A 15408-nucleotide genomic window follows, 5' to 3' on the forward strand; every position below is an offset into this window, starting at 1 on the left:
CAGGCGCACAGACCGCAGGGGCTCGGGAGACGGTCCTCCCGGGCCCCTGCCAGAATTGCCCCATGGCGGAAATCATCCAGCGCGACGGGACGTGGACGTTCGACGGCGACGCGCTGCGGCTCGTCCCCGGACGCGACAAGGGCGTGAACCTGCTGCGCAGGACCCTGGGTGAGCTGACCGTCCCGCTCGCGGCGCTGGCCGGGGTCTCCTTCGAGCAGGGCCGGAAGTCGGGGCGGCTGCGGCTGCGGCTGCGCGACGGCGCGGACCCGCTGCTGCAGGCCACCGGCGGCAAGCTGACGGAGGGCACGGACCCGTACCAGCTGACCGTGGAGCCGGACCGCTACGGCGTCGCGGAGTACCTCGTGGACGAGGTGCGGGCCGCGCTGCTGCTCGAACAGGTCCCGTCGTCGGCCTGCACCGCGTACCTGTTGCCCGGCCCGGCCGTGCCGCTCTCGGTCTCCGCGGGCGACGGCACGGCGAGCTTCGACGGGGAGCACGTCCGGCTCGAGTGGAACTGGAAGACGGAGGACGCGAAGGCGACCGCCGGCACCCGGCAGCTGGCCCTCGCCGACATCGAGGCGGTGGAGTGGCAACCGGCCGCGGGCCTGGAGAACGGCTGTCTGCGCTTCACCGTCCGCTCCTCGCCGACCAAGGCCCCGCCGAAGTACGACCCGAACTCCGTCGAGCTGTGGGGCTTCAAGAAGGACCCGCTGATGGCGCTGGTCGCGGCGGCGGTGCAGGCCCGGCTGCCGCATCCGGGCGCGGGGACCGCGGCCCCCGCCCTGGAGAAGGCGCCCGAGGCCGCGCCTCCGGCACCCGCGAAGGTGCCGGAGGACGACCACGACGCGCTGCTGCGCCGGCTGCGCGAACTGGGCGAGCTGCACCAGGCCGGCGTCCTGACGGCCGAGGAGTTCGCGGCGGCGAAGCAGGCGGTCCTCAAGCGGCTCTAGGGCGTGTCTACCGCTTGGACCTGCGGGCCACCACGAACTTGTCGATCTCCGCGCCGGTCTCGGCGATGCCGCGCACCGTCAGGGTCGCCGTGCGCCCGAAGGACGCGGGCTTCACGTCCACGCGCAGGAACGAGTAGTTGGTGTAGCGCACCCGCGACCAGTCGACGGTGACGGCCTTCTTGGCGCCGCCCTCCTCGGTGACGTACGAGGCGAACGGGTCGGTGTCCTTCTCGTTGCCCTCGTAGGAGTCGGTGACCGGGAAGGCGTACAGGCTCTTGCCCGCCGCGCCGGCCGTGACGTAGACGACGCCCTCGGTCTCCGGGTAGACGGTGCCGCCGATCGGCAGCTCCTTGGTGACCTTCTCGCCCTTGAGCACGTCGGAGCGCTCGTAGACGTGGTTGTGGCCGTTGATCACCAGGTCGACGGTGTACTTCTCGAACAGCGGCACCCACTCCTTGCGCACGCCCCCCTCCGAGGCGTGCGCGGTGGCGGTGCAGTACGCGCAGTGGTGGAAGAAGACGACGACGAAGTCGATGCCGGAGTTGTGCGCGCGGAACTTCTTCAGCTGCGCCTCGAACCACTTCGTCTGGGTGCCGCCGGACAGCCCGAGGTTGGCCGGGATCTCGAACGACACGTCGTTGGCGTCGAGCGAGATGATCGCCGTGTTGCCGTGCACGAAGGAGTAGACGCCGGGCAGGTTCTCGGGGTCGGGGCCGTTGGCCGGGGGCTCGAAGCGGGCCTGCTGGCTGCCGTAGCCGTGCGGCGCGTACCAGGCCTCCATGTCGTGGTTGCCGTAGGAGACCATCCACGGCACGGTCTTGGCGACGGACTCGGTCTGCGCGAGGAACTGGTCCCAGGTCCGCGCGTCGAAGGTGTCCGTGGTCTGGCCCGAGCCCGACGGGTCGGCGTACGCGATGTCACCGGCGTGCAGGTGGAAGGACGGGCCCTGGGCCAGGATCAGGGAGTCGTTGGCGAGCGCGTGGTAGCTGACGCCCTGGTCGCCGAAGGCGGTGAAGGTGAAGGGCTCCGCGTGCGAGGGCGCCGTGGTGAAGGTGCCGATCGTGCCCGCGAACTTCGGCGAGGCGGGGTCGAAGCCCTGGTGGCCGACGCCGTAGTAGTAGGTGCGGCCCGGCTTGAGGTGGGACAGCTTGGCGTGCACGTAGTACTGGGTGTGGTCGGCGCTGGTGCCGACCCCGGCCGGGGTGTACAGCGCGCGGACCTCGGCGGAGATCTTCCGCGACAGCTCACCGGCGCTGGACCCGATCCGGATGAACGGGTTCTTGACCGGCGCCGGCACCTGCCAGGAGACCGTCATCTCGGTGCGCGGGTCCTCGCCGTAGGAGAGGTGCCGGCCGAAGGGGGCGACGAGCGCGCCGTCGATGTCGGCGGTCGCGGCGGCCGGCGCGGCGGCCGGGGCGGCCTGGGCGACGGCGCCGGGCACGAAGACCCCGCCGGCGATCGCGCCGACGGTGACGGCGCCGCCGCGCATCATCGTGCGCCGGGAGAAGGTGCTGCGCAGGTACTCGTGCTGCTCGGCGAGGCTCCGCTCGGCCAGTTCGGCGGGAACGCCCATACGTGGAATGTCCATGACCCGAAAGGTGCTGGTGGCAACCATCCCGGCCGGATACGCCGGATGAACGCGGGCCGAACAAGCGGCATGGCGCCCTTCAAACCTTCACAGCCAGCGCCCCGACGCCCTCGCCGCTCCCCCCGACCACGCCACGCCTGCCCGATATCGGGCAGATTTCTTGCGAAACCCCCGACCGTCCCCCAGGATCTACCGAGTGCACGAGGAACTTGTCGATCATCTGACGCGGACCACCGCCCTGAGCCGGGGCGAGGCGCTGCGGGTGATCCAGGACGTGCTCGCCTACTACGACGAACCGACGGAGGGCTTCGTCCGCCGCCGCCACCGCGAGCTCCAGGGTCAGGGCCTGGTGAACGCGGCGATCTTCGAACAGATCGCGGCGGAGCTGCCCTACCGGGCGGTGGCCCCGCCGGAGCTCTCGCTCCGGCAGCTCCGCCGGATCGTCTACGGCTGAACCAGCCGACTGAACCAGTGCTTCACGCAGAGGGGATTTCACCAACTTATGTGCGGAATTGTCGGTTACATCGGCAAGCGTGACGTGGCACCGCTGCTCCTGGAGGGCCTGCAGCGCCTGGAGTACCGGGGGTACGACTCCGCGGGCGTCGTCATCACCAGCCCCAAGGCGGCCGGCCTGAAGATGGTCAAGGCCAAGGGCCGCGTCCGTGACCTGGAGGCGAAGGTCCCGGCGCGCTTCAAGGGCACGACCGGCATCGCGCACACCCGCTGGGCCACGCACGGCGCCCCCTCCGACGAGAACGCGCACCCGCACATGTCCGGCGACAACAAGGTCGCCGTCGTGCACAACGGCATCATCGACAACGCCTCCGAGCTGCGCGCGAAGCTCACCGCCGAGGGCGTCGTCTTCCTCTCCGAGACCGACACCGAGGTCCTCACCCACCTCGTCGCCCGCTCGCAGGCGACGGACCTGGAGGACAAGGTCCGCGACGCGCTGCGCCTGATCGAGGGCACCTACGGCATCGCGGTCGTGCACGCCGACTTCCCGGACCGCATCGTCGTGGCCCGCAACGGCTCGCCGGTCGTCCTCGGCATCGGCGACAAGGAGATGTTCGTCGCCTCGGACATCGCCGCGCTGGTCTCGCACACCCGCCAGATCGTCACCCTCGACGACGGTGAGATGGCGACCCTGAAGTCCGACGACTTCCGTACGTACACCACGGAGGGCACCCGCACGACGGCCTCCCCCACCACGGTGGAGTGGGAGGCGGCCTCCTACGACATGGGCGGCCACGACACGTACATGCACAAGGAGATCTCCGAGCAGGCCGACGCCGTGGACCGCGTGCTGCGCGGCCGCATCGACGACCGCTTCTCCACCGTGCACCTGGGCGGCCTCAACCTCGACGCCCGCGAGGCCCGCACCGTGCGCCGCGTGAAGATCCTCGGCTGCGGCACCTCGTACCACGCGGGCCTGATCGGCGCCCAGATGATCGAGGAGCTGGCCCGCATCCCCGCGGACGCCGAGCCGGCCTCCGAGTTCCGCTACCGCAACCCGGTCGTCGACCCCGACACCCTGTACATCGCGGTGTCCCAGTCGGGCGAGACGTACGACGTCCTCGCCGCCGTCCAGGAGCTGAAGCGCAAGGGCGCCCGCGTCTTCGGCGTGGTCAACGTCGTCGGCTCGGCGATCGCCCGCGAGTCCGACGCCGGTGTCTACGTCCACGCGGGCCCCGAGGTCTGCGTCGTCTCCACGAAGTGCTTCACCAACACCACGGTCGCCTTCGCCCTGCTCGCCCTGCACCTCGGCCGCATCCGCGACCTCTCCGTCGCCGACGGCAAGCGCATCATCGAGGGCCTGCGCAAGCTCCCCGCCCAGATCACCGAGATCCTCGCGCAGGAGGCGGAGATCAAGAAGATCGCCGAGGAGTACGCGGACGCCCGCTCGATGATGTTCATCGGCCGCGTCCGGGGCTACCCGGTGGCCCGCGAGGCGTCCCTGAAGCTCAAGGAGGTCTCGTACATCCACGCCGAGGCCTACCCCGCCTCCGAGCTGAAGCACGGCCCCCTCGCGCTCATCGAGCCGGCGCTCCCCACGGTCGCGATCGTCCCCGACGACGACCTGCTGGAGAAGAACCGCGCCGCGATGGAGGAGATCAAGGCCCGCTCCGGCCGCATCCTCGCGGTCGCGCACCAGGAGCAGGAGAAGGCCGACCGCACCATCGTCGTCCCGAAGAACGAGGACGAGCTGGACCCGATCCTGATGGGCATCCCCCTCCAACTCCTCGCCTACCACACGGCGTTGGCCCTCGGCCGCGACATCGACAAGCCGCGCAACCTGGCGAAGTCGGTGACGGTCGAGTAGCACTGACGGCCGGTGGGGGCTGGCCGCGCGGTTCCCCGCGCCTCTCAAGATGAGATGCCGCACGAAGTGCGCACCTCAGGGGCGCGGGGAACTGCGCGAGAAGCGGCCACCGGCCCGCACACGGAGAACTACCCAGGGGCGCGGGGAACTGCGCGACCAGCCCCCACCGGCCCGCAACTGTGAAAACCAACAGCCGCGCCCCGCAGGCGAGTTACGGGATGACGATGACAGGGCGCTGAGCGCGGCGCGCCAGTCGCCCGGCGACCGAGCCGAAGATCCGCCCGACGAGACCGTGGGTGGAGCCCACGACAATGGCGTCGGCGGAGTACTCCCGGCCGACCTCCTCCAGCTCGTGGCAGATGTCGCCACCCCGCTCGACGAGGATCCAGGGCACCTCGGAGAGATAGTCGGCGCAGGCCAGCTCCAGACCCAGCACCTCGGTGCGATGGTCGGGCACGTCCACGAAGACCGGCGGCTCGCAGCCGGCCCACACCGTGGTCGGCAGCCGATTGGCGACATGGACGATGATCAGCCCGGAGCCCGAGCGGTGCGCCATGCCGATCGCGTACGAGAGCGCCCGCTCACTGGACGTCGACCCGTCGAAGCCGACGACGACCCCGTGCTTGAACGCGGGGTCACAGGCGTGACGGGGCTCTTCGGCGGCTCGGGGGGTCGTCGTAGGGTCGGCGACCTGCCGTTTGCGGCCTTCGGGTTCGGAAAATTCGTGACCGGCCATGAGTGTCTCGGCGTGTACCTCGTGGGCCTCAAATGAGGGGACGACATCTGATCGGCGGAGCTGTGTCCGGGAATCATCTTCCCAACCCCATACCCCCAAGGGTACGGCGACACTCCTCCTCTGCCCAGACTCCGGCCCGCTCTCGGACCTGTACGCACGTGCGCTCCGCAGCGTTCAGGGGAGCATGCACGAGGCGCCGACCGTATGGCAATGGTTGCTGCCCCGTACAGGCGGTTTGCGCACTCTTGTGGGCCACTGCGCGGGCGGATCGAGTGACCGGGACGCACGCCGCGCGTTGAACTCCCGACCGTCACGACCCAGGGAGCCCGAAGGAGCACCACGTGCCCGGACCGTCCACCGCGCACCGGACCACCGGCTCGCGCCGGAGCATCCCGGCCCCCGCCCGCGCGCCGGAGTCGCACACACGGCCGACCCCCCACACCCATGACAAGCCACGCCCAGGGACCGACGGCGCGGGCGACGTCGTCCGCTGGGCGGCGTTCAGCTGCGTCCTGGTGCCGCTGGTTCTCGTCGGCTACGGCAGCTCGGCGGCCGGCGCGGCCGGGGCCGCGCTGGGCCTCGCCGCGGTCACCGCGGCCTGCCGACTGCTCCTGCGTCAGTCCGAACGTGGTGCCGTGCGGTTGCACACTGAACAATGCTGCGCGCATCGTGGTAGGCACGGCCGGACGGGGCAGGGGGCGCACAGGGGCGGGCACCGCGCCGGGCAGAGTGCGCCGGTGGATTGATGCCTTTCGACGCGCTACCCCGTATATTTTCAGCCAACTTCAGCCGCACAGGCTTTCCTTGCTCCTCACCGCCTCCAACCCCCCTCCCACCAGGGCTGAAAGGGCCGCAAAACCCCCGCGCACCCTACGGGGACCGGCCACTGAGTTGAGGCGCACTTCCCAGCAACGCCCGCGAGTGCAACGCTTCGTGATCGAATGCTTCACGCCAAGTTGCCATGTCGACAATGTGCCAGGTCTTTAACTGGTCACAGGGGCAGCCGGAGACACAGTAGATTCGATCATGACTGGTCGAGTTTTTGGCGGCGGGGGACTTCAGCAGGACCGAGGGGAAACGTGCAGGAGCGAACAGCCCGTCAAAGTATTGAGGGAGCCGCGATCACCGAGGGGGGCTTAGCAGGATGAGCCACGACTCCACCACCGCGCCGGAGGCGGCGGCTCGCAAGCTGTCAGGGCGCAGGCGACGCGAGATCGTCGCGGTGCTGCTGTTCAGCGGCGGACCCATCTTCGAGAGTTCCATACCGCTCTCCGTATTCGGAATCGACCGTCAGGACGCGGGAGTTCCCCGCTACCGGTTGCTCGTGTGCGCCGGTGAAGAGGGACCCCTGCGGACGACCGGAGGGCTCGAACTCACAGCGCCTCATGGACTCGAGGCGATCTCGCGGGCAGGCACGGTCGTCGTGCCGGCCTGGCGGTCGATCACCTCGCCGCCACCGGAGGAGGCGCTTGACGCGATACGTCGCGCGCATGAGGAAGGAGCACGCATCGTCGGCCTGTGCACCGGCGCGTTCGTGCTCGCCGCGGCCGGTCTGCTCGATGGCCGACCGGCCACTACGCACTGGATGTACGCACCGACACTCGCGAAGCGGTATCCGTCGGTCCATGTGGACCCGCGCGAGCTCTTCGTGGACGACGGCGACGTACTGACGAGCGCCGGCACCGCGGCCGGTATCGATCTGTGTCTGCACATCGTGCGCACGGATCACGGAAACGAGGCGGCGGGTGCGCTCGCCCGCCGTCTGGTGGTCCCGCCGCGCCGCAGTGGCGGCCAGGAGCGCTATCTCGACCGGTCGCTGCCCGAGGAGATCGGTGCGGACCCGCTGGCCGAGGTCGTCGCCTGGGCGCTGGAGCATTTACACGAACAGTTCGACGTGGAGACGCTCGCCGCCCGCGCGTACATGAGCCGCCGCACCTTCGACCGCCGCTTCCGGTCGCTGACGGGGTCCGCCCCGCTCCAGTGGCTGATCACGCAGCGGGTTCTCCAGGCGCAGCGGCTGCTCGAGACGTCCGACTACTCCGTGGACGAGGTCGCGGGGCGCTGCGGATTCCGCTCCCCCGTCGCACTGCGCGGCCACTTCCGGCGGCAGCTGGGCTCGTCCCCGGCCGCGTACCGGGCGGCCTACCGGGCGCGCCGGCCGCAGTCGGGCGACAGCCCGGGGGCGAACGGCAAGCCGGCGGACAGGCCACAGGTCGACCTCGCCGCCATGTCCGGCGACCCGGGGGGCCCCGGCGGCGTGCCGAGTCAGTCCCGGCGCACGGCCGCGGCCGCGTCGGGCCTGGGCGCCCACGCGGCGTCGCTGCCGGCCGGGCCGACGGGGCACACCGGGCACACGGGGCACTCCGGACACCTGGAGGGCGGCAGGCCGCCGTCCGACACGTTCGCGCCGGGGCGCGCCAGTCTGCCCGGGCCGCGGACGGCGCCCCAGTAACCCGTACAGGAGCTGACGCCCGTCGTCTGCCAGCGAGAAGGTCTGACCCGTAGGGTTGGCGCATGAACGATCGCATGGTGTGGATCGACTGCGAGATGACCGGACTCTCGCTGGCGAACGACGCGCTCATCGAGGTGGCCGCACTGGTCACCGACTCGGAGCTGAACGTACTGGGTGAAGGGGTGGACATCGTGATCCGCCCGCCGGACGAGGCCTTGGAACAGATGCCCGAGGTGGTGCGGCAGATGCACACCGCCTCGGGTCTCCTCGACGAGCTGGCGGGCGGCACGACGCTCGCCGACGCCGAGGAGCAGGTCCTGGCGTACGTACGTGAACACGTCAAGGACGCGGGCAAGGCCCCGCTGTGCGGGAACTCGGTCGGGACCGACCGGGGATTCCTGCTGCGGGACATGCCGACGCTGGAGGAGTACCTCCACTACCGGATCGTCGATGTGTCCTCGGTCAAGGAACTGGCCCGGCGCTGGTACCCGAGGGCGTACTTCAACAGTCCGGAGAAGAACGGCAACCACCGGGCGCTCGCCGACATCCGCGAATCCATCGCGGAGCTGCGCTACTACCGCGAGGCGATCTTCGTCCCGCAGCCCGGCCCCGATTCCGACACCGCGAAGTCGATCGCGGCGAAGCACGTCCTGCCTGCGGAGTAGCCGCTCCCGGGCCCACTCGTACGGGGTCCGCCCCGCTTCGGCAAAAGGGGTGCGCGAGCACCCCTTCGGACCCTGTACACTTTTTCTCGGCCGGTCGGAAGAACGACAAAAGACCGGACATGGTGGGTGTAGCTCAGTTGGTAGAGCACCTGGTTGTGGTCCAGGTGGCCGCGGGTTCAAGTCCCGTCACTCACCCTGAATGATCAAGGCCCGGTCTGCGGAAGCAGACCGGGCCTTGATCGTTTCCGGAACCGTCCGCCAAGCGGCTCCCGCCGGCTTGGCGTCGGGCGCCGACCGACCGTCCCCCCGTAGGGCGGCCGGGCCCGCCTCGACCGAGGTCGCAGACGGGCGGGAGGTCCGCCGGCTTCCAAGGGAGCGCCGGCCGGGCCCGCCGTTCGTCGGCGTGGCGGTCCGGCCGCCCACCGGGTAACCACGGCACCGCCGGCTACACCTGCCGGGGGACGGCCGCTACGACGAGGCCCGGATCACCAGCTCCGTCGGCAGCACCAGGTGCCGCTCGGCCCCCCGCCGGGCCGACGAGCGCTTGCCCTCGGCCGCCAGGGCGATCTCGTCCAGGAGCAGCTCCGTCATCGCGCGGCCCATGTCGCGGGTGGGCTGGCGGACGCTGGTCAGGCCGGGCTCCAGGTGGCGGGCGATCATGGAGTCGTCGAAGCCGACCAGGGCCACGTCGTCGGGGATGCGGCGGCCCGCCTCGCGCAGCACCTGGCGGGCGCCCGAGGCCATCAGGTCCGAGCAGGCGAAGACCGCGTCGAGGCCGGGGCTGCGTTCAAGAAGATCAGTCATGCAGCGCCGGCCGCCCTCCTCGGTGAAGTCTCCGTAGGCCACCATTTCCTCGTCGTAGGCGAGTCCGGACGCGGCCAGTTCGTCCTCGTACCCGACCAGTCGGCGCTGGGCGCCGTACACGTCGAGCGGGCCGGTGATGATGGCGATGGAGCGCCGGCCGCGGGAGACCAGGTGCTCGATCGCCGAGCGGGCCCCGGCGTAGTTGTCGGTGTCGACCGAGGGCAGCGGCTCGTCGGCCGAGCGGGGACCGCTGATCACCGTGGGGATGTCCATCTGGAGGAGGCGGTCGGCGAGCGGGTCGTCGGAGTGGACGGAGACCAGCAGAACGCCGTCGACGCGGTGGGCCGCGAGGTAGGAGGCGAGCTTGTCGCGCTCGCGCTCACCGCGGGCGAAGGTCAGCAGAAGCTGCAGGTTGGACTCGGCGAGGGCCATGCCGACACCGCCGACCATGCCGGAGAAGTAGGGCTCCGAGAAGAACCGGGATTCCGCTTCCGGGACCACCACGGCTATGGAGTCCGTGCGGTTGGCGGCGAGGGCGCGGGCCGCCGTGTTCGGGACGTAGCCCAGCTCGGCGATCGCCTCCTCGACGGAGGCACGGGTGGTGTCGCTGACCCGGGGGGAGCCGTTGATCACCCGGGAGACGGTGCCGCGGCCGACGCCGGCCCGGGCCGCGACCTCCTCCAGCGTCGGACGCCTGCCGTGAGTGCCGTGAGCCACCATGGCTTCTACCTCCCCGAGTCTCCCGCGGAATCTAACAGCCCGATAACCGCGGCGACTTGTCGCCGTCACACGTCTTGACACCCACCGCCCGAGGCGCGAATCTTCAACTCATCACGGATGGGAGCGCTCCCATCCTAGTGGACGCATACAGAAGCCGCACGCTCCCCGACCGAGCCGCACGTGAACACAAGGGTCCAGCAAGGCAGTTGGCCGGGATCAGTACAGATGAGCAAGTGAGCACTTTGGAGGACGCAATGCGCACGACTGCCCGTACGTCCCGCCGCGCGATGACCTTCGCGGTCGTCGCCGCCCTGGCGACAGGACTGCTAGCCGGATGTGCCAGTGACGACGGCGACTCCGGCAGCGGATCGAGCGGTGGCTCGGGTGGCGGAGGCAAGACGACCCTGACGGTCGGCACCTTCGGCACCTTCGGTTACAAGCAGGCCGGGCTCTACGACGAGTACATGAAGCTCCACAAGGACATCACGATCAAGGAGAACGTCACCACTCGTACCGACGTCTACTGGCCCAAGACGCTCACCCGTCTGCAGGCCGGCTCCGGCACGGACGACATCCAGGCCATCGAGGTCGGCAACATCACCGAGGCGGTGCAGACCCAGGCCGCCAAGTTCGTCGACATCGGCAAGGAGGTCGACAAGTCCAAGTGGCTGGACTGGAAGAACGCCCAGGCCACCACCAAGGACGGCAAGCAGATCGCGCTCGGCACGGACGTCGGCCCGATGGCCATCTGCTACCGCAAGGACCTGTTCCAGAAGGCCGGCCTGGAGACCGACCGCACCAAGCTCGCCGACTCCTGGAAGGGCAGCTGGGACAAGTACGTCGACCTGGGCAAGAAGTACATGAAGAAGGCGCCCAGCGGCACCAAGTTCGTGGACTCGGCCTCCTCCGTCTACAACGCGGCGCTCGGTGGTGAGAAGGAGCGCTACTACGACAAGGACGGCAATGTCATCTGGGACAAGTCCTCGGGCGTGAAGAACTCCTGGAACGCCGCGATGACCGTCGCGACCAGCGACATGTCGGCCAAGCTCAAGCAGTTCGACAAGCCGTGGGACCAGGGCTTCGCCAACGGCACCTTCGCCACCGTGGCCTGCCCCGCGTGGATGCTCGGCTACATCCAGACCAAGGCCGGCAAGGCCGGCGAGGGCAAGTGGGACGTGGCGGCGGCGCCGACCGCGGCCAACTGGGGCGGCTCGTTCATCGGCGTGCCGACCGCGAGCAAGCACCAGAAGGAGGCCATCGCGCTGGCCAAGTGGCTGACGGACCCTGAGCAGCAGGCGAAGGTCTTCGCCAAGCAGGCCAGCTTCCCGTCCCGCCCCGACGCGTACAGCAGCCTGAAGGTGTCGCCCGACACCACCACGTACTTCTCGGACGCGCCGCTCGCCCAGATCTTCTCCGACTCGGCGAAGACCATCCCGGTCCAGAACTTCGGCGTCAAGGACCAGCCGATCGGTACGGCGATCACCGACACCGGCATCCTCCAGGTGGAGCAGAAGGGCAAGTCGCCCGCGCAGGGCTGGGACGCGGCCACCAAGGAAGTCAAGGACGTGCTCGGCCAGTGACCAGCTCCGAACAGGCACTCGCGCGCGACGCGTCGAGCGCCGACGCCGGGTCCGGCTCCCTCACCGAGGAGCCGGGCCCGGCCCGGGGCGCTCAGGGTCGCGGTACGGTGCCGGCCCCCTCCTCCTGGCGCAGCCGGCTGTACCGCTGGGACATGAAGGCGTCCCCGTACGCGTTCATCTCCCCGTTCTTCATCATCTTCGGCGCCTTCTCCCTGGTGCCGCTGCTCTACACCGCCTGGTACTCGCTGCACAACGTGCAGCTGTCCTCGCTCGACTCCCAGACCTGGGCGGGCCTGGACAACTACACGAACCTCTTCGCGTCGGACTTCTTCTGGAACGCGCTGAAGAACACGTTCAGCATCGGTGTGATCTCCACCGTGCCGCAGCTGGTCGCGGCCCTCTGGCTCGCCCACATGCTCAACTACCGGCTGCGCGGGTCGGTCGTGTGGCGCGTCGTCGTGCTCACGCCGTACGCGACCTCGGTGGCGGCGGCGACGCTCGTCTTCGTGCTGCTGTTCTCGCCGGACACCGGCATGATCAACTGGCTGCTCGATCTGGTCGGCGTGGATCCGGTCAACTGGCGTGAGTCCGACTGGGGTTCGCAGTTCGCCGTGTCGTCGATCGTCATCTGGCGGTGGACCGGTTACAACGCGCTGATCTATCTCGCCGCGATGCAGGCCATCCCGGCCGACCTGTACGAGTCGGCGGCGCTGGACGGCGCGAACCGGTGGCAGCAGTTCCGGCACGTGACCATTCCGATGCTGCGGCCGACCATCCTGTTCACCGTGGTCGTCTCCACCATCGGCGCGACCCAGCTGTTCGGCGAACCCTTGCTGTTCGGCGGGGTCAGCGGCACCAAGGGCGGGTCCGAGCACCAGTACCAGACGCTCGGCCTGTACATGTACGACCAGGGGTGGATCGTCGGCAACCTCGGCAAGGCGTCCGCGATCGCCTGGTCGATGTTCCTGATCCTGTTGGTCATCGCCGCGATCAATCTGCTGATCACCCGACGGCTGAGGAAGTCCCAATGACCACGATCACTGATGTGACGCCGGCACCGATGCCGACGCCGGCGCCGCCGCCCGGCCCGAAGCGGCGGGTGATGGGGGCCGGCAAGCAACTGCACGCGGGGCCGGTCACGTACCTGGTGCTCGTGCTGTTCGCCGTGATCTCGCTGGCGCCGCTGGTGTGGACGGCGATCGCGGCCTCCCGCACCAACACCCGGCTCGCGCAGACGCCGCCGCCCTTCTGGTTCGGCGGGAACCTGTTCAAGAACCTGCAGACCGCCTGGGAACAGGCCGCGATGGGCACCGCGATGCTCAACTCGGTGATCGTGGCGTCGGCCATCACCGTCGGCACGGTCGTGTTCTCCACCCTCGCCGGGTTCGCCTTCGCCAAGCTGAAGTTCCGGTTCTCCTCGACGCTGCTGCTGATGACCATCGGCACGATGATGATCCCGCCGCAGCTCGCCGTCGTGCCGCTCTACCTGTGGATGAGCGACCTGGGCTGGTCCAACCAGCTGCAGACCGTGATCCTGCCGACCCTGGTCAGCGCCTTCGGCACGTTCTTCATGCGGCAGTACCTGGTGCAGGCGCTGCCGACCGAGCTGATCGAGGCGGCCCGGGTCGACGGCGCGAGCAGCCTGCGGGTCGTGTGGCACGTCGTCTTCCCCGCGGCCCGGCCGGCGATGGCCGTGCTCGGGCTGCTGACCTTCGTCATGGCCTGGAACGACTTCCTGTGGCCGATCATCGCCCTGACCCAGGAGAACCCGACGGTCCAGGTCGCCCTCAACTCGCTGGGCACCGGCTACATCCCCGACGACTCCGTGATCATGGCCGGCGCGCTCCTGGGTACGTTGCCGCTGCTCATCGCGTTCTTGCTGTTCGGCAAGCAGATCGTGGGCGGCATCATGCAGGGCGCGGTGAAGGGGTAGCGGGCCTCGCCTTCTCGTCTGCCGGGCCGGTCGTCGTGGGCGAGTGCGGGTCCGGTGGGGGCTGGTCGCGCAGTTCCCCCACCACCCGCACCCGACGGCGAACCCGGCCCCTCCTGTCCTCTTACCCCCAATGGGAGCGCTCCTATGACCACCACCGACAACATCGGCACCGCCACCACCACCGCCCCCGCGGCAGCGACCCGCTTCCCCGCCGGGTTCCTGTGGGGATCCGCCACCGCCTCGTACCAGATCGAGGGCGCCGTCCGCGAGGACGGGCGCACACCGTCGATCTGGGACACGTTCAGCCACACTCCGGGCAAGGTGCTCAACGGGGACACCGGCGATGTCGCCGTGGACCACTACCACCGCTGGCGCGACGACGTGCGGCTGATGGCGGACCTGGGTCTGACGGCGTACCGCTTCTCCGTGGCCTGGCCGCGGGTGCAGCCGACCGGGCGCGGGCCCGCCGTGCAGCGCGGGCTCGACTTCTACCGGGGCCTGGTCGACGAGCTGCTCGCGAACGGCATCAAGCCGGTCGCCACCCTCTACCACTGGGACCTGCCGCAGGAGCTGGAGAACGCGGGCGGCTGGCCCGTCCGGGACACCGCCCACCGGTTCGCGGAGTACGCCACCCTCGTCGGCGAGGCGCTCGGCGACCGGGTCGAGCAGTGGGTGACCCTCAACGAGCCCTGGTGCAGCGCCTTCCTGGGATACGGCTCGGGCGTGCACGCGCCGGGCCGCACCGACCCGGCCGCCGCGCTGCGCGCCGCGCACCACCTCAACCTCGGCCACGGCCTCGCCACGTCGGCGCTGCGCGGCGTCCTGCCCGGCCGCGCGCAGATCGGTCTCAGCCTCAACCCGAGCGTGGTCAGGTCCCTCACCGACGAGCCCGCGGACCTGGACGCCAAGCGCCGGATCGACGCGCTCGCCAACCGGGTCTTCACCGGTCCGCTGCTGAAGGGCGCCTACCCCGAGGACCTGATCGCCGACACCGCGCGGCTCACGGACTGGTCGTTCGTGCAGGACGGGGACACCGGGATCATCCACCAGCCGCTGGACTTCATCGGCCTCAACTACTACACGCCCGCCATCGTCTCGGCCCCGCGCGCCGAGCGGACCGGCGCCCGGCTCGACGGCCACGGCGCCAGCGACCACTCCCCCTGGCCGGCCTCGGAGGACGTCGAGTTCCACCACGTGAACGACGACGTCACCGCGATGGGCTGGCCGGTGGACCCGACCGGCCTGAGCGACCTGCTGCTCGACTACACCGCGCAGGCCCCCGGCGTCCCCCTCTACGTGACGGAGAACGGCGCCGCGTACGACGACGTCGTCGTGGACGGAGCGGTGCACGACCCGGACCGGGTCCGCTATCTGCACGCCCACCTCGGTGCCGTGCACGACGCGATCGCCCGGGGCGCGGACGTCCGCGGCTACTTCCTCTGGTCGCTGCTGGACAACTTCGAATGGGCCTACGGCTACAGCAAGCGGTTCGGCGCGGTCTACGTCGACTACGAGACGCAGCAGCGCATCCCGAAGTCGAGCGCCACCTGGTACGCGCAGGTGGCGCGGGCCGGCGGGCTGCCCGCGCAGGACTGACCACAGGCCGGGGGGAGGGCCGGTACGCCGAACGCCACTCGCGTGGCGGAGCGGCGTACCGGCC

At 70.0% G+C, this 15408-nt stretch carries 13 protein-coding genes and 1 tRNA gene; 11 read left to right on the plus strand and 3 right to left on the minus strand.

What is annotated here, in order from left to right:
* Window positions 1-62: 62 nt before the first annotated feature.
* Window positions 63-950, plus strand: coding sequence for a DUF4429 domain-containing protein (locus ABT127_RS31495; protein ID WP_351457445.1), 888 nt, complete (start codon window positions 63-65; stop codon window positions 948-950).
* 7 nt (window positions 951-957) lie between these two features.
* Here the strand turns inward: ABT127_RS31495 and ABT127_RS31500 are convergent, their stop codons facing one another.
* The gene (locus tag ABT127_RS31500; protein ID WP_351457447.1) at window positions 958-2538 is read right to left on the minus strand and encodes a purple acid phosphatase family protein; all 1581 of its coding nucleotides are present in this window, start codon (window positions 2536-2538) and stop codon (window positions 958-960) included.
* 196 nt (window positions 2539-2734) lie between these two features.
* Between ABT127_RS31500 and ABT127_RS31505 the strand changes: the two genes are divergently transcribed.
* Window positions 2735-2992 (plus strand): hypothetical protein, encoded by a 258-nt coding sequence (locus tag ABT127_RS31505; RefSeq protein ID WP_111664752.1) that lies wholly within the window; start codon window positions 2735-2737, stop codon window positions 2990-2992.
* 48 nt (window positions 2993-3040) lie between these two features.
* Window positions 3041-4858 carry a glutamine--fructose-6-phosphate transaminase (isomerizing) gene (gene glmS, locus ABT127_RS31510; RefSeq protein WP_351457450.1) on the plus strand — a complete coding sequence of 606 codons (1818 nt, stop codon included), beginning with the start codon at window positions 3041-3043 and terminating at the stop codon, window positions 4856-4858.
* A gap of 211 nt (window positions 4859-5069) precedes the next feature.
* On the opposite strand, the gene ABT127_RS31515 is transcribed toward glmS, so the two are convergent.
* Window positions 5070-5594 (minus strand): universal stress protein, encoded by a 525-nt coding sequence (locus ABT127_RS31515; protein WP_351457453.1) that lies wholly within the window; start codon window positions 5592-5594, stop codon window positions 5070-5072.
* 341 nt (window positions 5595-5935) lie between these two features.
* Between ABT127_RS31515 and ABT127_RS31520 the strand changes: the two genes are divergently transcribed.
* The 4 genes from ABT127_RS31520 (at window position 5936) to ABT127_RS31535 (ending at window position 8906) form a co-directional block, all read left to right on the plus strand.
* On the plus strand, window positions 5936-6340 hold the full coding sequence (locus ABT127_RS31520) for a hypothetical protein (RefSeq protein WP_351457455.1): 405 nt from the start codon (window positions 5936-5938) through the stop codon (window positions 6338-6340).
* Between the two features lie 398 nt (window positions 6341-6738).
* On the plus strand, window positions 6739-8046 hold the full coding sequence (locus tag ABT127_RS31525; protein ID WP_351457457.1) for a helix-turn-helix domain-containing protein: 1308 nt from the start codon (window positions 6739-6741) through the stop codon (window positions 8044-8046).
* A gap of 62 nt (window positions 8047-8108) precedes the next feature.
* Window positions 8109-8711 (plus strand): oligoribonuclease, encoded by a 603-nt coding sequence (gene orn, locus ABT127_RS31530; protein ID WP_111664756.1) that lies wholly within the window; start codon window positions 8109-8111, stop codon window positions 8709-8711.
* Between the two features lie 122 nt (window positions 8712-8833).
* Window positions 8834-8906, plus strand: a tRNA-His gene (locus ABT127_RS31535).
* A gap of 273 nt (window positions 8907-9179) precedes the next feature.
* Here ABT127_RS31535 and ABT127_RS31540 read toward each other — a convergent pair.
* On the minus strand, window positions 9180-10235 hold the full coding sequence (locus ABT127_RS31540) for a LacI family DNA-binding transcriptional regulator (protein ID WP_351457459.1): 1056 nt from the start codon (window positions 10233-10235) through the stop codon (window positions 9180-9182).
* Window positions 10236-10489: 254 nt separating this feature from the next.
* On the opposite strand from ABT127_RS31540, the gene ABT127_RS31545 reads away from it, so the two are divergent.
* From ABT127_RS31545 to ABT127_RS31560, 4 genes are all read left to right on the plus strand, one after another.
* Window positions 10490-11815 (plus strand): ABC transporter substrate-binding protein, encoded by a 1326-nt coding sequence (locus tag ABT127_RS31545; RefSeq protein ID WP_351457462.1) that lies wholly within the window; start codon window positions 10490-10492, stop codon window positions 11813-11815.
* Window positions 11812-12846, plus strand: a complete 1035-nt coding sequence (locus ABT127_RS31550) for a carbohydrate ABC transporter permease (RefSeq protein ID WP_351457465.1) — start codon at window positions 11812-11814, stop codon at window positions 12844-12846. Before ABT127_RS31545 ends, ABT127_RS31550 begins: the two co-directional genes overlap by 4 nt.
* Window positions 12843-13748 carry a carbohydrate ABC transporter permease gene (locus tag ABT127_RS31555; RefSeq protein WP_502971814.1) on the plus strand — a complete coding sequence of 302 codons (906 nt, stop codon included), beginning with the start codon at window positions 12843-12845 and terminating at the stop codon, window positions 13746-13748. Before ABT127_RS31550 ends, ABT127_RS31555 begins: the two co-directional genes overlap by 4 nt.
* Window positions 13749-13892: 144 nt before the next feature.
* Window positions 13893-15344 (plus strand): GH1 family beta-glucosidase, encoded by a 1452-nt coding sequence (locus tag ABT127_RS31560; RefSeq protein WP_351457467.1) that lies wholly within the window; start codon window positions 13893-13895, stop codon window positions 15342-15344.
* Window positions 15345-15408 lie beyond the last annotated feature (64 nt).

Origin of the sequence: Streptomyces sp. NPDC001904 (genome assembly GCF_040297005.1) — a bacterium.
Lineage (GTDB): Bacteria > Actinomycetota > Actinomycetes > Streptomycetales > Streptomycetaceae > Streptomyces.